Origin of the sequence: Leclercia sp. J807 (assembly GCF_009734465.1) — a bacterium.
Taxonomy (GTDB): domain Bacteria; phylum Pseudomonadota; class Gammaproteobacteria; order Enterobacterales; family Enterobacteriaceae; genus Enterobacter.
On record NZ_CP046446.1, the window covers coordinates 872,738 to 889,904 of the forward strand.

Genomic DNA, 17,167 nt, shown 5'->3' on the forward strand with positions numbered 1-17,167 from the left:
AAGACTCCTCGAGTAACCCCATTTTGACACTGTAGCACGACAAGCAGAGAAACGGGTGGCAATAAAAAACCCCGCACGAGGCGGGGTTTTGGCGGGTTGAAACGGCTTATGCAGCTTCAGGTTTACGTACGATCTCGTTCAGCTTTACCGGCTGTGTCGCCAGCTCTTCTGCGTCAAAATCATCAACGTTAATACTACGCAGACGACTCTCTTCCGCTTTAATCAGCAGATCCGCTTCATCTTTGGTGATGATGCCGCCCGCCAGCGCCTCTTTAGCCAGCTCGTTCAGGCGGGTGAAGGGCAGGTTTTTACCCAACTGCTTGCAGATTTTCTGGTGAATCGGGTCGGCCGCCATCACATCCAGCAGCGCCTCTTCCAGCAGACCGACCGGGTTATGCTCGCTTGGGGTCAGATACTGACCGCGGCCGATACGTGAGCGGGTTGCGCTCGGTATCTGCAGGATCTTCGCCACTTTATGATCCAGCTTATCGGACGGCGCCAGATAGTGGCGACCGGTCGGGAAGATCACCACACGCATAGCGCCAGCCACAAAGCGGTTCGGGAAGTTCACCAGCAGATCGTCGATGGCCTGTTCCGCCTGATACAGCGCATCCTGAACGCCCCAGTGGACCAGCGGCAGGTCGGCTTCATGACGGCCTTCATCGTCGTAGCGTTTTAGTACCGCCGAGGCGAGGAAAATCTGGCTCAGCACATCACCCAGACGGGCGGAGATGCGTTCCCGGCGTTTCAGGCTACCGCCCAGCACCGCCATTGACACGTCAGAGAGCAGCGCAAGGTTGGCACTCAGACGGTTCAGGTGCTGGTAGTAACGACGGGTCGCGTCGCCGGTTGGCGTGGCGCTGGTCAGGCCGCGGGTCAGACCCAGCCACAGGCTGCGCATTTTATTGCTACCGACATGGCCGATGTGTTTAAACAGCAGTTTATCGAAGGCATCCACGTCGTTGTTCTGCGCGGCGGCCATCTCTTCCAGCACGTATGGATGGCAGCGGATTGCCCCCTGACCGAAGATCATCATGCTGCGGGTCAGAATATTCGCCCCTTCAACGGTGATGGCAATCGGTGCGCCCTGATAGCCACGCGCCAGGAAGTTACCTTCACCCAGCATAATGCCTTTACCGCCGGCAATATCCATCGCATCAATGATGGACTGCTGCGCACGGTGGGTACAGTGGTACTTCACGATGGCGGACAGCACGGCCGGTTTTTCACCCAGCATGATGCCATAGGTGATTAAGGAAGCGGCGGCATCCATCACGTAGGCATTACCTGCGATACGTGCCAGCGGCTCCTCAATTCCTTCCATCTTACCGATAGAGATTTTGAACTGACGGCGGATGTGGGCGTAAGCGCCAATCCCCATTGCCACCGATTTCAGACCGCCGGTTGAGTTCGACGGCAGGGTAATACCACGCCCAACAGACAGACACTCAACCAGCATGCGCCAGCCCTGACCGGCCATTTTCGGGCCGCCGATGATGTAATCGATCGGCACAAAGATATCCTGACCGCGGGTCGGACCGTTCTGGAACGGTACGTTCAGCGGGAAGTGGCGACGACCAATCTCCACGCCAGGCGTGGTGGTAGGGATCAGCGCACAGGTGATACCCAGATCCTCCTCGCCGCCTAACAGCTTGTCCGGGTCGGAGAGTTTAAAGGCCAGGCCCAGCACGGTGGCGATTGGCGCCAGCGTAATGTAGCGTTTGTTCCAGGTCAGACGCATACCCAGAACCTGCTCACCCTGCCAATCGCCCATACAGACTACGCCGGTGTCCGGGATAGCGCCCGCATCGGAACCCGCTTCCGGGCTGGTGAGTGCGAAGCAAGGGATTTCCAGACCACGGGCCAGGCGCGGCAGGTAGTGATTTTTTTGCTCTTCAGTACCGTAATGTTGCAGCAGTTCGCCCGGGCCTAATGAGTTAGGTACGCCGACGGTGATCGCCAGGATCCCGGAGACGCCGGACAGTTTTTGCAGCACCCGAGCCTGGGCATATGCAGAGAACTCCAGCCCGCCGTACTCTTTCTTGATGATCATCGCGAAGAAGCGATGCTCTTTTAAAAACGCCCACAGTTCCGGCGGCAGATCGGCCATCTCATGGGTGATCTGGAAATCGTTCGCCATCCGGCAGGCTTCTTCAACCGGACCGTCAATAAACGCCTGCTCTTCAGCAGTCAGGCGCGGCTGCGGATAGTTATGCAGCTTTTTCCAGTCAGGGTTGCCCTGAAACAGCTCGCCTTCCCACCAGGTGGTGCCCGCGTCGATCGCCTCTTTTTCGGTACGCGACATCGGCGGCATCACCTTGCGGAAACCACGAAAGACCGGTGCAGAAATCAGGGATTTACGCATTGAGCGCACGTTGAACGGCACCAGGATAATTGCCAGCGGAACCAGCACCCAGATGTTCCAGATGCCAGTCACGCCAAGGGCAGCGGTCCAGGCCAGTAAGATAAGACTGCTCAGCATTAAGCTGACCCGGTGATAGAACAACACCCCGAGCAGAACAACGGTTAACAGAATACTTAAAATCATCATAAAGAATTGCTCCCTGTCTTGTAGGAGGTCTGACCACTTGTGATGATATGGTTGTAGTGGATGTTATTTCTTTTAGCAATGCATTCACAAAATAATTACAACCTGGTTCACATTGTTCAGGTTTTACCCGGCACAAAAACGCAAAACGCCCGACGATTCCCATGGCTTTAGCTTCTCGCTTTTACCGCTATCCGGTAAACTTGCTCTGTTATTTCATCAATACTGAAGGATTATCCTCATGTACCAGGATCTTATTCGTAACGAACTGAACGAAGCGGCGGAAACGCTGGCCAACTTTTTGAAAGATGAAGCCAATATCCACGCTATTCAGCGCGCGGCGGTCCTGCTGGCCGACAGCTTTAAAGCGGGCGGTAAAGTGCTCTCCTGCGGCAATGGTGGTTCACATTGTGATGCCATGCACTTTGCCGAAGAGCTGACGGGGCGTTATCGTGAAAACCGTCCGGGCTACCCGGCGATTGCGATCTCTGACGTCAGCCACATCTCCTGCGTGAGCAACGATTTTGGTTACGATTATGTCTTCTCCCGCTATGTTGAAGCGGTAGGGCGTGAAGGGGATGTCCTGCTGGGGATCTCCACCTCCGGCAACTCCGGCAACGTCATCAAAGCCATTGAAGCGGCGCGTGAGAAGGGGATGAAAGTCATCACCCTCACCGGCAAAGATGGCGGCAAAATGGCAGGCACCGCAGATATCGAAATTCGAGTGCCTCACTTCGGTTACGCTGACCGTATTCAGGAAATTCACATCAAAGTGATCCACATCCTGATCCAGCTGATTGAAAAAGAGATGGTTAAGTAAGACTTCGCTGGGGGGTGAATGCCCCCCGCTGTTGTGGAGGTGAGATATGTGCGAACTGCTCGGGATGAGCGCCAATGTGCCAACCGATATCTGCTTTAGTTTCACCGGGCTGGTACAGCGCGGTGGAGGAACCGGGCCGCATAAAGACGGCTGGGGTATCACCTTCTATGAAGGAAAAGGCTGTCGCACGTTCAAGGACCCACAACCCAGCTTCAATTCTCCTATTGCCAAACTGGTGCAGGACTATCCGATTAAATCCTGCTCGGTGGTGGCGCATATTCGCCAGGCCAACCGCGGTGAAGTGGCGCTGGAAAATACCCACCCGTTTACCCGTGAGCTGTGGGGACGCAACTGGACTTACGCCCACAACGGCCAGCTGAGCGGCTATAAGTCGCTGGAGACCGGCAACTTTCGCCCGGTGGGCGAAACAGACAGCGAAAAGGCCTTCTGCTGGCTGCTGCATAAGCTGACTGAACGCTACCCGCGTACGCCAGGCAACATGACTGCGGTCTTTAAATACGTGGCCTCGCTGGCGACGGAGCTGCGGGAGAAAGGGGTCTTTAATATGCTGCTGTCGGACGGGCGTTATGTGATGGCATTCTGTTCGACGAACCTGTTCTGGATCACCCGGCGGGCGCCGTTCGGCGTGGCAAAACTGCTGGATCAGGATGTGGAAATCGATTTTCAGACCGAAACCACACCCAACGATGTGGTCACGGTCATCGCCACTCAGCCGCTGACGGGCAATGAAGCCTGGCAAAGAATCATGCCAGGCGAGTGGATCTTATTTTGTCTGGGGGAGCGCGTAGTTTGACGCCAGCTGTGGCTGGACGACTTCGTGGCTCAGCGGCTTGCTGACCACGTAACGTCCATCTACCACCGAAACGGTCGGCGGCTTGTGCGTCTGCTGGAAGTAGTCATAACCCGGCTTCAGCTGTTTCCAGAAATCGGCGTAGTATGAGCTCTTGTGACGCTGCATATTGGCATCGGTCATGCGGAACGGATAGATGCTAACCTGTACCGCAGACTGGCCAAAGACCAACGCGCCGGTTACAAACTGGAAGATCTCATCAATACCGCTGTCGGTCATGGCGTAGCAACCCACTGACACACAGGCACCATGAATCATCAGATATTTACCGTCATAGCCGTGCGCACGGTCAAAGGCATTGGGGAAACCAATGTTGATCGCTTTATAGAAGCGGCTGTCAGGTTTTAGCTGGTTACGCTGAACGCTGTAGAACCCCTCCGGGCTTTTGAAATCGCCCTGACGCTGTTTCGGGCCAAGGCCGCCGGAGTAGTTGCAGATTTTATAGCTGTCGAGCAGCTGATACGTCTCACCCATCTTCACGAACAGGTCTAACGTGCGCTCTTCCTTATAAATCTGGATATAGACCGGAGAGCCCATCAACTGCTGTTTGTATTCTTTGCTAATCGGCGTTGTTGAGCTGTTGCTGCTGAGCAGCCCGGCAAACGAAACGCACGGAATAAGAAGCATCGCAATGAACAATGCGATTTTACGCATACTACATGTTCCTTGATAAAACCTAACCAACTTGCCAGGACGGCAAAAGAGACCCGAAATCAGATTAATCTGCATTAGGAGCGCTCACATTAGCACCACTGCATTTTTTCGCAAGCGTCAGCGCGTCGGTTTACAAAATAGTTTTCCTTATAACCTGGATTGGCCGTGCTGGCATTGAGAACTTTGCGTAATCGGTCGCATTTTAGCACCCGCCGCTGCGTTATCGCTGCCGCCTGATTGGCAGAAATGGTACACTCCCCGCGTCTTACGACCGAAGGTGAAGAAAGGATACTTTTCTCAGGGTCAGCCACGATCCTGCAAGTAATATGAGTGAGCATTCACCGCCTTTCTTCTCCTGTGAAACGACTTCTGACTCGTCCGGCTACCTGGCCGGAACGATTTTTCATGGATAACAACTAACACTATGATTAGAATCAGAAAAGGACTTGATTTGCCGATTTCTGGCATTCCCGATCAGCAGATTTCGCCCGGTCCGATGCCTCGCCATGTTGCGCTTCTGGGGGACGATTACGTGGGCATGCGCCCCACGATGCTGGTACAGGAAGGCGACAGCGTCATCAAGGGGCAGCCGCTATTCGAGGACAAAAAAAATCCTGGGGTCTTCTTTACCGCACCCGCCAGCGGGACGGTGGTCGCCATCAATCGTGGCGAACGCCGGGTATTACAATCGGTGGTAATCCGCATCGAAGGGGAGGGTGAGCGCGAATTTACCCGTCACGATGCGACGGCGCTCGCCACCCTCACCCGTGAGGCTGTGCAATCTCAACTGCTGGAGTCGGGACTGTGGACGGCATTTCGTACCCGCCCCTTCAGCAAAACCCCGGTGCCCGGCACCGTCCCGGCAGCCATTTTTGTCACCGCCATGGACACCAACCCGCTCTGCGCCGACCCGCAGCCGCTCATTCTGGCGCAGCGTCAGGCATTTGATGCCGGGCTGACCCTGCTCACGCGTCTGACGGAGGGCAAGGTGCATGTCTGCCAGGCAAGCGGCGGCAAACTGGGCGGACACCCGCAGGGGCAAGTCACCTTTAATACCTTTGCCGGGCCGCATCCGGCAGGGCTTGTGGGTACGCACATCCATTTCCTGGAGGCGGTCAGCCTGACCAAACAGGTCTGGCATCTGAACTACCAGGACGTTATCGCTATCGGCAAGCTGTTTACTACCGGCCAGCTTTGCACCGAGCGGGTTATCGCCCTGGGCGGCCCGCAGATGCGCAATCCGCGTCTGGTACGTACCTGCCTGGGCGCAGATATCAACGAGCTGCTGGTGGACGAAACCCTGGAAGGTGAAAACCGTCATATTTCGGGTTCTGTGCTGAGCGGCAGACATGCCGTCGGGGTGCAGGCGTACCTCGGGCGCTTCCATTTGCAGGTCAGCGTGGTGAAGGAAGGGCGTGAGAAAGAGCTCTTTGGCTGGGTGATGCCGGGCAAAGAGAAGTTCTCCATTACCCGTACGACGCTGGGCCATTTCCTGCGTAACAAGCTGTTCAACTTCTCCACCGATACCAACGGCGGCGAACGGGCGATGGTGCCTATCGGCAACTACGAACGGGTGATGCCGCTCGACATCCTGCCGACCGTGCTGCTGCGCGATCTGCTGGCGGGTGATACTGACGGAGCTCAGGCGTTGGGCTGCCTGGAGCTGGATGAAGAAGATCTGGCGCTCTGCACCTACGTTTGCCCCGGCAAATATGAATACGGACCGGTGTTGCGCGAGGTGTTAACCCGCATTGAGCAGGAAGGATAACTGATGGGCCTGAAACATCTCATTGAAAAACTGGAGCCGCATTTTACCCACGGCGGCAAGCTGGAAAAGTACTACCCGCTGTTTGAAGCGACCGCGACGCTCCTGTATACGCAAGGGCAGGTGACGAAAGGGGCCGCGCACGTGCGCGACGCCATCGATCTCAAACGTATGATGATCCTCGTCTGGTTCGCTGTGTTCCCGGCGATGTTCTGGGGCATGTACAACGTCGGTCTGCAAACCATTCCCGCACTTAACCATCTGTACGATGCGCAGCAGCTTCAGCAGGTCATCGCTGGCGACTGGCACTACCGGGTGGCGCAGATGCTGGGCGTGAGCTTTGCGCCTGATGCCGGCTGGATCAGCATGATGACGCTGGGGGCGGTCTACTTCCTGCCCATTTACATGACGGTCTTTCTGGTCGGCGGCTTCTGGGAAGTACTGTTTGCCATCGTGCGTAAGCACGAAATCAACGAAGGTTTTTTTGTCACCTCCATTCTGTTTGCCCTGATTGTGCCGCCGACGTTGCCACTGTGGCAGGCGGCGCTGGGGATCACCTTTGGTGTGGTGATGGCGAAGGAGATCTTCGGCGGTACCGGGCGCAACTTCCTTAACCCGGCCCTCGCCGGGCGCGCGTTCCTGTTCTTTGCTTATCCGGCGCAAATCTCCGGCGATCTGGTCTGGACCGCGGCGGACGGCTTTTCCGGCGCAACGCCACTCTCCCAGTGGGCCGCTCGCGGCGGTGAGGCGCTGGTCAACAACGCCACCGGACAGCCGGTTAGCTGGTTCGATGCCTTTATCGGTACCATTCCGGGATCAGTCGGCGAAGTCTCCACGCTGATGATCCTGATTGGCGGGGCCATCATTCTCTTTGGCCGTGTCGCCTCCTGGCGCATCGTGGCAGGCGTCATGCTTGGCATGATCCTCACCGCGACGCTGTTCAACCTGATCGGTTCGGCGACGAACCCGATGTTCGCCATGCCATGGTACTGGCATCTGGTGCTGGGCGGGTTCGCCTTCGGCATGATGTTTATGGCGACAGACCCGGTTTCGGCGTCTTTTACCAATAAAGGAAAGTGGTATTACGGGGCGCTTATTGGTGCGATGTGCGTCCTTATCCGCGTGGTGAACCCGGCCTATCCGGAAGGGATGATGCTGGCGATCCTGTTCGCCAACCTGTTTGCGCCGCTGTTCGATTACCTGGTGGTGCGTGCCAACATCAAACGGAGGAAGGCGCGTGGCTGAGATTAAAAATAATGACACTATCGGCAAGACGCTGATGGTGGTGGTGGTGCTTTGCCTGGTCTGCTCCATTGTGGTTGCAGGATCTGCGGTGGGCCTTAAGTCCCGTCAGCAGGAGCAACGTGCCCTGGATAAACAACGTAACATTCTGGCCGTCGCCGGGCTGATGAACGGCGAAATGAGCGCTGAGGATGTGGCGCAGACCTTTGCTTCACGCATCACGCCACGTCTGGTGGATCTCAATACTGGCGAGCTGCTGGAGACCGATCCGTCCACTTACAATCAGGCCCAGGCGCTGAAAGATCCGCAGCGCAGCACCGAACTGGACGCCAGCCAGGACCCGGCAGGCATTAAACGCCGCAGCAATACGGCGGAAATTTACCTGGTGCGCGATGAACAAAACCGTGTTCAGGAGCTGGTTCTGCCGGTCTATGGCAATGGTCTGTGGTCGATGATGTATGCCTTCGTGGCTCTCAACACCGATGGACGCACCGTCAAGGGCATCACTTACTACGATCAGGGCGAAACCCCGGGGCTGGGCGGCGAAGTCGAAAACCCAGCCTGGCGGGCGCAGTTTGTCGGCAAAAAAGTGCTGGATGATAACGGCCAGCCAGCGCTGAAAGTGATGAAAGGGGGCGCGCGTCCGGGTGATGAGTACGCCGTCGATGGCCTGTCGGGTGCCACGCTGACTTCAAACGGTGTGCAGCATAGCTTTGATTTCTGGATGGGCGAGATGGGTTTTGGTCCTTTTCTTAAAAAGGTACGTGAAGGAGAGCTGAACAATGGCTGATGTGGGCGAACTGAAAGAAGTTAAACGGGTGCTTATTGGGCCGCTCATCGCCAACAACCCGATTACCCTGCAGGTGCTGGGAGTCTGTTCGGCGCTGGCGGTTACCACAAAACTGGAGACCGCCGTGGTGATGACCCTGGCCGTGACGCTGGTGACGGCGTTTTCCAGCATGTTCATCTCAATGATCCGCCACCACATCCCCAACAGCGTGCGCATCATCGTGCAGATGGCGATCATCGCCTCGCTGGTAATTGTAGTGGATCAGCTGCTGCGGGCATTTGCCTACGAAATCTCAAAACAGCTGTCGGTCTTTGTTGGCCTGATCATCACCAACTGCATCGTGATGGGGCGTGCAGAAGCCTATGCGATGAAAATGCCGCCGCTGGCCAGCTTTATGGACGGTATCGGTAACGGTCTTGGCTATGGCGTGATCCTGCTGACGGTCGGTTTCCTGCGCGAGCTGATCGGCAGCGGCAAACTGTTTGGTATCCCGGTCCTTGAGACGGTTCAAAACGGTGGCTGGTATCTGCCAAACGGCCTGTTCCTGCTGGCCCCCAGCGCGTTCTTCATTATCGGTTTGCTGATCTGGGCGGTGAGAACCTGGCGTCCTGAGCAGCAGGAAAAGGAGTAACCGACAATGGCTCATTACATTAGCTTGTTTGTGCGCGCGGTGTTTGTCGAAAACATGGCGCTCGCATTTTTCCTCGGGATGTGTACTTTCCTCGCGGTCTCCAAAAAGGTATCGACCGCCTTCGGGCTGGGCATTGCCGTCACGGTGGTGCTGGGGCTGTCGGTCCCGATCAACAACCTGGTATTTAACCTGGTGCTACGCGATGGGGCGCTGGTTGAGGGCGTTGATCTGAGCTTCCTCAACTTCATCACCTTCATAGGTGTGATTGCGGCGTTAGTGCAGATCCTCGAGATGATCCTCGATAAATACTTCCCATCACTTTACACGGCGCTGGGCATCTTCCTGCCGCTGATTGCGGTGAACTGCGCCATCTTCGGGGGTGTGTCGTTCATGGTTCAGCGTGATTACAACTTCAGCGAGTCGGTGGTCTACGGCTTTGGCTCTGGTATTGGCTGGATGCTGGCTATCGTGACGATGGCGGGCCTGCGCGAAAAAATGAAGTATGCCAACGTGCCGGCTGGTTTGCGCGGCTTAGGGATCACCTTTATCACCACCGGTCTGATGGCGCTGGGCTTTATGTCCTTCTCCGGTGTGCAGCTGTAAGGGCAAAATCTATGGAAATTATTCTTGGCGTAGTGATGTTCACGCTGATCGTGCTGGTGCTCTCGGGGCTGATTCTGGTGGCGCGCTCAAAGCTGGTCAATTCCGGCGATGTGATCATTGAGATTAACGATGAGGCAGATAAGCAGATCCTGACGCCTGCGGGCGACAAGCTGCTGAACACCCTCTCTGGCAATGACATTTTTATCTCCTCTGCCTGCGGTGGCGGCGGTTCATGCGGACAATGCCGCGTGACCGTCAAAGAGGGCGGCGGCGATATTCTGCCAACCGAGCTGTCGCACATCAGCAAGCGTGAGGCGAAAGAGGGCTGTCGTCTGGCTTGCCAGGTGGCGGTTCGCCAGAACATGAAGATTGAGCTGCCGGAGGAGATCTTCGGCATTAAGAAGTGGCAGTGTGAAGTTATCTCTAACGATAACAAAGCCACCTTCATTAAAGAGCTGAAACTACGGGTTCCCGACGGGGAAGACGTGCCGTTCCGTGCGGGCGGCTACATTCAGATTGAGTGCCCGGAACATACTGTCGCGTATAAAGATTTTGATGTGCCTGAGAAGTACCGCGGTGACTGGGATAAGTTCAACCTGTTCCGCTTTGTCTCTGAGGTCAAAGAGCCGACGCTGCGCGCCTATTCAATGGCCAACTACCCGGAAGAGAAGGGCATCATCATGCTCAACGTGCGTATTGCCACGCCGCCACCAAACGTGCCGGACGCACCACCGGGGATCATGTCTTCTTATATCTGGTCGCTGAAAGCGGGAGATAAGGTCACTATCTCCGGTCCGTTTGGTGAGTTCTTTGCTAAAGATACCGACGCCGAAATGGTCTTTATCGGCGGGGGCGCTGGCATGGCGCCGATGCGCTCGCACATTTTCGACCAGCTTAAGCGCCTCGGCAGTAAGCGTAAGATCAGCTTCTGGTATGGCGCCCGTTCGCTGCGCGAAATGTTCTATCAGGATGAGTTTGAACAGCTTGCGCGGGATAACCCGAACTTTACCTTCCACATTGCGCTTTCCGATCCGCAGCCGGAAGACAACTGGACCGGCTATACCGGCTTTATTCATAACGTCCTGTATGAAAACTATCTGAAGCATCATGCCGCGCCGGAAGACTGTGAGTTCTACATGTGTGGTCCGCCGATGATGAACGCCGCAGTCATTAAAATGCTGCAGGAGCTGGGCGTGGAAGATGAGAACATCATGCTGGATGATTTTGGAGGCTGATGATGATGACCTTCGTGCTGACCTTTGCCGTTTTTGTGCTGGTGATCTTCGGCATGTCCCTCGGCTGGTTGATTAAGCGCAAAAGCATTCAGGGCAGCTGTGGTGGCATCTCTTCCCTGGGTATGGAGAAAGTTTGCGATTGCCCTGAGCCGTGCGATGCGCGTAAAAAGCGTATGGCGCGTGAGGCGCAGCGCCAGCAAAACCGGATCCTCTAATAAACAGGCCGCATAAAGCGGCCTGATTTTTTACTTAAGCCACCCCCGCGCCTGGGCTGGGGAATCGACCATTACCCCATCGGCCCCCAGCGCTTTTGCTTTCTGGTAATCCTCGGCGGAATTTACCCCCAGCAAGATAATGTGACCATTACCCTGCGAGCGGAAACAGTCCATCGCCTCTTTGTCCCATGTCAGGGTTGCCGGAGAGATCCCCTCGCCCAGGGTAAATTTCTCCACCACCTCGACCTTGCGGTTCAGCTCCAGCCCATACCAGTATGCATCCATTGTCTTTGCTGGGGCCTGGCACACGTGGTTCAGCGAGATGTTTGCCAGCCGGGTACGCGTTTCACTGCGGGTGACAAAACGCGGTATTTCTGCAGGCAGCGCATCCAGATAGCGATCTTCGGTAGAGTACACGCGCACGCGGTTCAGGCTGTTGGTCTCTTTCAGCACGGTCAACAATTGCTTGCCCATCTCGGCCGCATCGGCATCCGGGGATTTGATATCAATATAGAAGCGGGTCTCAGGCCAGCGTTCAAGCACGGCTTTCAGCGTTGGAATAGTGGTGCCGGTAACATTCTCTTTCCATTTCGCACCTGCGTTAAATGTCGCCAGCTCTGCCTGAGTATACTGGGACACTTTTCCCTTCGCGGGGGTTAACGCGCTTAAATCGCTGGGACGATACAGAACGGGAACGCCGTCACGGCTGATCTGCACGGTTATCCAGATAGCCTGAGCATGATTGTCCAGCGCCAGCGCGATGGCCGGAAGCGTATTCTCCGGCGCGTCGGCGGTTCCGCCGCGGTGAGCAATAATCTGCGGGTCAGCCCAGGCGTTAGAGGCGATCAGCAGTGAAGCGATAATCATCTTTTTCATGAATAAATTTCCATTTTAAATGCATTAACTTGATGAATTTAAAGCGTTTATTGGCTCTATCTTGTACCACGGTTTAATGACAGAAGTGAGACAGTAAAACTGCTGACGCATTTTTTGTACTTTGTTATACTGGATGTAATTACAGGTGTGGTGAAGACGATGCGCAAAATCATCCATGTCGATATGGACTGTTTTTTTGCTGCGGTGGAGATGCGGGATAACCCGGCGCTGCGGGATATCCCCATTGCCATTGGCGGCAGTCGCGAGCGGCGTGGCGTGATCAGTACCGCTAACTATCCGGCGCGTAAGTTTGGCGTGCGCAGCGCCATGCCAACCGCTATGGCGTTAAAACTCTGCCCTCATCTCACCTTATTACCGGGACGCTTCGATGCCTACAAAGAAGCCTCCAGCCATATCCGCGACATCTTTTCCCGCTACACCTCCCTGATTGAACCGCTGTCGCTGGATGAAGCCTATCTGGATGTCACCGACAGCCTGCACTGTCACGGCTCCGCCACGCTGATGGCGCAGGAGATCCGCCAGACGATTTTCAATGAACTGCAGCTCACCGCCTCGGCGGGCGTCGCCCCGGTAAAATTTCTCGCCAAAATTGCCTCAGATCTCAATAAGCCCAACGGTCAGTATGTGATTACCCCTGACGAGGTCCCGGCGTTTATCAAAACGCTACCGCTCAGCAAGATCCCCGGCGTGGGTAAAGTCTCTGCGGCAAAGCTGGAGAAGATGGGACTGCGCACCTGCGAGGATGTGCAGAACAGCGATCTGGGCATGTTACTTAAGCGCTTTGGTAAGTTTGGCCGGGTGCTTTGGGAGAGAAGCCAGGGCATTGACGAGCGCAACGTTAACAGCGAGCGGCTGCGTAAATCGGTCGGTGTGGAACGCACCCTGGCGGAGGATATCCACGAGTGGGCAGCCTGTGAAACCATCATTGTCGAACAGCTTTATCCGGAACTGGAACGGCGGCTGGCGAAGGTCAAACCGGATCTGCTGATTGCCCGGCAGGGGGTAAAACTGAAGTTCAACGACTTTCAGCAAACCACGCAGGAGCACGTCTGGCCGCGGCTCAATAAGGACGATCTGATCGCCACCGCGAAGAAAACCTGGGAAGAGCGTCGGGCAGGGCGCGGGGTGCGACTGGTGGGATTACATGTCACGCTGCTGGATCCGCAGCTGGAGCGGCAGCTGGTGCTGGGGCTGTAAAAAAGCCCGGTGGCGCTCGCGCTTACCGGGCCTACAAACTACTGCCTGGTGGCGCTTTGCTTACCGGGCCTACAAATGACAAACGACGTTGACCTTGTAGGCCCGGCAAACGCAGTGCCGCCGGGCATCAGTTGGCTGATTACTTCGCCGGGATCGCTTTCAGCAGTTCCGTCAGCAGGGTCCAGTAATGGCCCACGCTTTCGATATGAACCTGCTCATCCGGAGAGTGCGGACCGGTAATGGTTGGTCCGATGGACACCATATCCATATCCGGGTACGGTTTTTTGAACAGACCGCACTCCAGACCTGCGTGGATCACCTGAATGTTCGGCGTGCTGTTGAACAGACGCTGATAGGTTTCACGCACCAGCGCCATCACCGGCGAGCTCGCATCTGGCTGCCAGCCCGGGTAGCTGCCCTTGGCGACGGTCTGCGCGCCAGAGAGTTTGCCCAGAGATTCCAGCATGCTCACCACGTAATCTTTCCCACTGTCGATCAGGGAGCGGATCAGGCAGATGATCTCTGCGCTGTCGTCAGCCATGGTCACCACACCGACGTTCAGGGAGGTTTCCACCACGCCTTTCGCCACGTCAGAGTTGCGGATCACGCCGTTTGGCGTGGCGTTCAGCAGCTGAACAAAGCGGTCGCGGGACTGTTCAGTCAGCGCGGCTTTATCGCTGGTGCTCGCTTCCAGAACCACGGTCAGGTTCTTCTCTTTGGCGTCCAGTTCGTTTTTCAGGATGTCCAGATAAACGGCGGAGAGCTTTTTCAGCGCATCGGCTTTGTCTGCGGCAACCGCCACGGTCGCGAACGCTTCACGTGGGATAGCGTTACGCAGCGTACCGCCGTTGAAATCCACCAGACGCAGATCCAGCTCGGCAGCATGACCGGCCAGGAAACGGGCCAGCAGTTTGTTGGCGTTGCCTAAACCTAAGTGGATGTCACCGCCGGAGTGGCCGCCTTTCAGCCCTTTCAGCGTCAGCTTAAAGGTCTGGAACCCTGCCGGGATCGCTTCACGGGTCAGTGGCAGCGTGGAGATAAAATCGATACCGCCTGCGCAACCCATATAGATTTCGCCCTCCTCTTCGGAGTCGGTATTGATCAGGATATCCGCCTGCAGCCAGTTCGGTTGCAGACCAAACGCGCCATCCATACCGGCTTCTTCGGTCATGGTCAGCAGCACTTCCAGCGGACCATGCTCAACGCTATCGTCGGCCAGCACCGCCAGCGCAGAGGCCATACCGATGCCGTTATCCGCTCCCAGGGTGGTGCCGCGGGCTTTAACCCACTCGCCGTCGATGTAAGGCTGAATCGGATCTTTGGTGAAGTCGTGAACGGTGTCGTTGTTCTTCTGTGGCACCATGTCCAGGTGCGCCTGCAGCACAACCGGTTTACGGTTTTCCATGCCTGCGGTGGCAGGTTTGCGGATCAGAATGTTGCCAACCTGGTCGCGTTCGGCGTGCAGCCCTTTTTCCTTCGCCCAGCCCATGATGTGTTCGGCAAGCTGTTCTTCGTGATAGGAAGGGTGAGGAATGGAGCAAATTTTGGCAAAAATATCCCACAGCGGTTGTGGCGATAGTTGAGACAGTTCAGACACAGTAAGTCTCCTTGTCGATCTCCTGCAGACAATCTTGCAGGTCACGGGGTTAGCAGGTTTAGAGTTACCACAAGTCAGACTTGCGAGGTGGGTTTGAGAATACCACTTTCTCTGTCGGCTGGTAGGGGTAAGCAAGTAAAAACTCCCGCTGTAACCGCTTAGCACTGGTTTTTAGTGCTTCAGATCTCTATAATCTCGCGCAACCATTTTCCCCCTCGAACACTTTTTAAGCCGTATAAACACAGGCTGGGACAATTCACATGAGCGAAAAATACATCGTCACCTGGGACATGTTGCAGATTCATGCACGTAAACTGGCTGCACGCCTGATGCCATCCGAACAGTGGAAAGGCATCATCGCTGTCAGCCGCGGCGGCCTGGTACCAGGGGCACTGCTGGCACGTGAGCTGGGTATTCGTCATGTCGATACCGTGTGCATCTCCAGCTATGACCATGACAACCAGCGTGAGCTGAAAGTGCTGAAACGCGCTGAAGGTGATGGTGAAGGTTTCATCGTGATTGACGATCTGGTTGATACCGGCGGTACGGCAGTGGCTATCCGCGAAATGTATCCAAAAGCGCATTTCGTCACTATCTTCGCGAAACCGGCCGGTAAGCCGCTGGTTGACGATTATGTCATTGATATCCCTCAGGATACCTGGATCGAACAGCCATGGGATATGGGCGTCGTATTCGTCCCACCTATTTCTGGCCGCTAATCCAGATTTTTTAACGCCCGGTGATGCCGGGCGTTATTGTTTTCGCCACTGGCGCGTTACAATGACCCTCTCTGACGTATTTATAGAGGCAGCGCGCAATGTCCCAGGCGAATCTCAGCGAAATTCTCTTCAAGCCCAAATTCAAGCACCCGGAAACGTCGACGCTGGTTCGTCGTTTTAACAGCGGTGTACAGCCGTCAGTGCAGTCGGCGCTGGATGGCAAAAATGTCCCGCACTGGTATCGCATGGTTAACCGCCTGATGTGGATCTGGCGCGGTGTCGATCCCCGCGAAATTCTCGACGTGCAGGCGCGTATCGTCATGAGCCAGGCCGAGCGCACCGACAGCGAACTGTACGACACGGTGGTGGGCTATCGCGGCGGCAACTGGATCTACGAATGGGCAAAACAGGCGATGATCTGGCAGCAAAAGGCGAGCCAGGAGGAGGATCCTCTGTTAAGCGGCCAGCACTGGCTGCACGCCTCTAATCTCTACAGCATTGCGGCTTACCCGCACCTGAAAGGCGATGAACTGGCAGAGCAGGCCCAGGCGCTGGCAAACCGCGCCTATCAGGAGGCGGCCCAGCACCTGCCAGGCCGGATGCGCGAAATCAGCTTTACCATCCCCGGAGGCCCGGCGGTCACCGGCTTCCTGCATATGCCCGCGGGCGACGGTCCCTTCCCGACGGTGATGATGTGCGGCGGCCTCGACTCCCTGCAGACCGATTACTACAGCCTGTATGAGCGCTACTTTGCACCAAAAGGGCTGGCGATGTTGACCCTCGACATGCCTTCTATTGGCTTCTCGTCAAAATGGAAACTGACCCAGGATTCCAGTTTGCTCCACCAGCATGCCCTGAAAGCGCTGGAGCAAAACCCATGGGTGGATCACACCCGCGTAGCGGCGTTTGGCTTCCGCTTTGGCGCCAATGTCGCTGTCCGTCTGGCTTATCTCGAATCTTCACGTCTGAAGGCGGTGGCCTGTCTGGGTCCAGTGGTTCACGCCCTGTTAAGTGAACCTGCCCGCCAGGGCAGCGTGCCGGAAATGTACCTTGATGTGCTGGCCAGCCGGCTGGGTATGCACGATGCCTCGGACGAGGCGCTGCGCGTAGAGCTCAACCGCTACTCTTTGAAAATGCAGGGGCTGCTGGGACGCCGTTGCCCTACGCCAATGCTCTCTGGCTTCTGGAAAAACGATCCCTTCAGCCCGGAAGAGGAGTCCCGCTTAATCACCTCGTCATCTGTGGATGGCAAGCTGCTGGAGGTGCCGTTCAGCCCGGTGTATGAGAATTTTGACAAAGCACTGCAGCAGATCACGCGCTGGATCCATCAGAGATTGAGTTAAGAGATTGCTAATTTTTTTGGGTTTGGTAAAACAGTGGCTT

General features: G+C 56.0%; 16 protein-coding genes. 12 read left to right on the forward strand and 4 right to left on the reverse strand.

Annotation, left to right across the window (positions count from 1 at the left end):
- Window positions 1-106 precede the first annotated feature (106 nt).
- A complete protein-coding gene (gene fadE / locus GNG26_RS04050) occupies window positions 107-2,551 on the reverse strand; it encodes an acyl-CoA dehydrogenase FadE (protein WP_103823942.1) in 2,445 nt (814 codons plus the stop codon).
- Between the two features lie 238 nt (window positions 2,552-2,789).
- Between fadE and lpcA the strand changes: the two genes are divergently transcribed.
- Both lpcA and GNG26_RS04060 read left to right on the forward strand, forming a co-directional pair.
- Window positions 2,790-3,368, forward strand: coding sequence for a D-sedoheptulose 7-phosphate isomerase (gene lpcA, locus GNG26_RS04055; protein WP_103178373.1), 579 nt, complete (start codon window positions 2,790-2,792; stop codon window positions 3,366-3,368).
- Between the two features lie 46 nt (window positions 3,369-3,414).
- Complete coding sequence (locus tag GNG26_RS04060) at window positions 3,415-4,182, forward strand: class II glutamine amidotransferase (RefSeq protein ID WP_103823943.1); 768 nt, start codon at window positions 3,415-3,417, stop codon at window positions 4,180-4,182.
- Here the strand turns inward: GNG26_RS04060 and dpaA are convergent.
- Window positions 4,153-4,893: a peptidoglycan meso-diaminopimelic acid protein amidase gene (dpaA, locus tag GNG26_RS04065; protein ID WP_103178375.1), complete on the reverse strand. Its 741-nt coding sequence runs from the start codon at window positions 4,891-4,893 to the stop codon at window positions 4,153-4,155. The genes GNG26_RS04060 and dpaA overlap by 30 nt on opposite strands.
- 424 nt (window positions 4,894-5,317) lie before the next feature.
- On the opposite strand from dpaA, the gene GNG26_RS04070 reads away from it, so the two are divergent.
- From GNG26_RS04070 to nqrM, 7 genes are read left to right on the forward strand one after another with little or no spacing between them, the layout of a single operon-like run.
- The gene (locus GNG26_RS04070) at window positions 5,318-6,661 is read left to right on the forward strand and encodes a Na(+)-translocating NADH-quinone reductase subunit A (protein ID WP_103823944.1); all 1,344 of its coding nucleotides are present in this window, start codon (window positions 5,318-5,320) and stop codon (window positions 6,659-6,661) included.
- Window positions 6,662-6,664: 3 nt separating this feature from the next.
- On the forward strand, window positions 6,665-7,903 hold the full coding sequence (locus tag GNG26_RS04075) for an NADH:ubiquinone reductase (Na(+)-transporting) subunit B (RefSeq protein WP_114387888.1): 1,239 nt from the start codon (window positions 6,665-6,667) through the stop codon (window positions 7,901-7,903).
- Window positions 7,896-8,690, forward strand: coding sequence for a Na(+)-translocating NADH-quinone reductase subunit C (locus GNG26_RS04080; RefSeq protein ID WP_156237860.1), 795 nt, complete (start codon window positions 7,896-7,898; stop codon window positions 8,688-8,690). The genes GNG26_RS04075 and GNG26_RS04080 overlap by 8 nt, the downstream gene beginning before the upstream one ends.
- Window positions 8,683-9,321: an NADH:ubiquinone reductase (Na(+)-transporting) subunit D gene (locus GNG26_RS04085; RefSeq protein ID WP_103823947.1), complete on the forward strand. Its 639-nt coding sequence runs from the start codon at window positions 8,683-8,685 to the stop codon at window positions 9,319-9,321. The genes GNG26_RS04080 and GNG26_RS04085 overlap by 8 nt, the downstream gene beginning before the upstream one ends.
- Before the next feature lie 6 nt (window positions 9,322-9,327).
- Complete coding sequence (gene nqrE, locus GNG26_RS04090) at window positions 9,328-9,924, forward strand: NADH:ubiquinone reductase (Na(+)-transporting) subunit E (RefSeq protein WP_103823948.1); 597 nt, start codon at window positions 9,328-9,330, stop codon at window positions 9,922-9,924.
- Between the two features lie 11 nt (window positions 9,925-9,935).
- Complete coding sequence (nqrF, locus tag GNG26_RS04095) at window positions 9,936-11,159, forward strand: NADH:ubiquinone reductase (Na(+)-transporting) subunit F (protein ID WP_156237861.1); 1,224 nt, start codon at window positions 9,936-9,938, stop codon at window positions 11,157-11,159.
- A complete protein-coding gene (gene nqrM, locus GNG26_RS04100) occupies window positions 11,159-11,374 on the forward strand; it encodes a (Na+)-NQR maturation NqrM (RefSeq protein WP_168192001.1) in 216 nt (71 codons plus the stop codon). The genes nqrF and nqrM overlap by 1 nt, the downstream gene beginning before the upstream one ends.
- A 30-nt stretch (window positions 11,375-11,404) precedes the next feature.
- Here nqrM and GNG26_RS04105 read toward each other — a convergent pair whose 3' ends face one another.
- Window positions 11,405-12,250 carry a glycerophosphodiester phosphodiesterase family protein gene (locus GNG26_RS04105; RefSeq protein ID WP_156237862.1) on the reverse strand — a complete coding sequence of 282 codons (846 nt, stop codon included), beginning with the start codon at window positions 12,248-12,250 and terminating at the stop codon, window positions 11,405-11,407.
- Window positions 12,251-12,409: 159 nt separating this feature from the next.
- Between GNG26_RS04105 and dinB the strand changes: the two genes are divergently transcribed.
- On the forward strand, window positions 12,410-13,468 hold the full coding sequence (dinB, locus tag GNG26_RS04110; protein ID WP_114315831.1) for a DNA polymerase IV: 1,059 nt from the start codon (window positions 12,410-12,412) through the stop codon (window positions 13,466-13,468).
- A 139-nt stretch (window positions 13,469-13,607) separates the two neighbouring features.
- On the opposite strand, the gene pepD is transcribed toward dinB, so the two are convergent.
- Window positions 13,608-15,065 carry a cytosol nonspecific dipeptidase gene (gene pepD, locus GNG26_RS04115; protein WP_103178385.1) on the reverse strand — a complete coding sequence of 486 codons (1,458 nt, stop codon included), beginning with the start codon at window positions 15,063-15,065 and terminating at the stop codon, window positions 13,608-13,610.
- Window positions 15,066-15,325: 260 nt separating this feature from the next.
- On the opposite strand from pepD, the gene gpt reads away from it, so the two are divergent.
- Together gpt and frsA are read left to right on the forward strand one after the other, a co-directional pair.
- Complete coding sequence (gpt, locus tag GNG26_RS04120; protein WP_032616685.1) at window positions 15,326-15,784, forward strand: xanthine phosphoribosyltransferase; 459 nt, start codon at window positions 15,326-15,328, stop codon at window positions 15,782-15,784.
- Window positions 15,785-15,882: 98 nt separating this feature from the next.
- Window positions 15,883-17,127, forward strand: a complete 1,245-nt coding sequence (frsA, locus tag GNG26_RS04125; protein WP_103823953.1) for an esterase FrsA — start codon at window positions 15,883-15,885, stop codon at window positions 17,125-17,127.
- Window positions 17,128-17,167 lie beyond the last annotated feature (40 nt).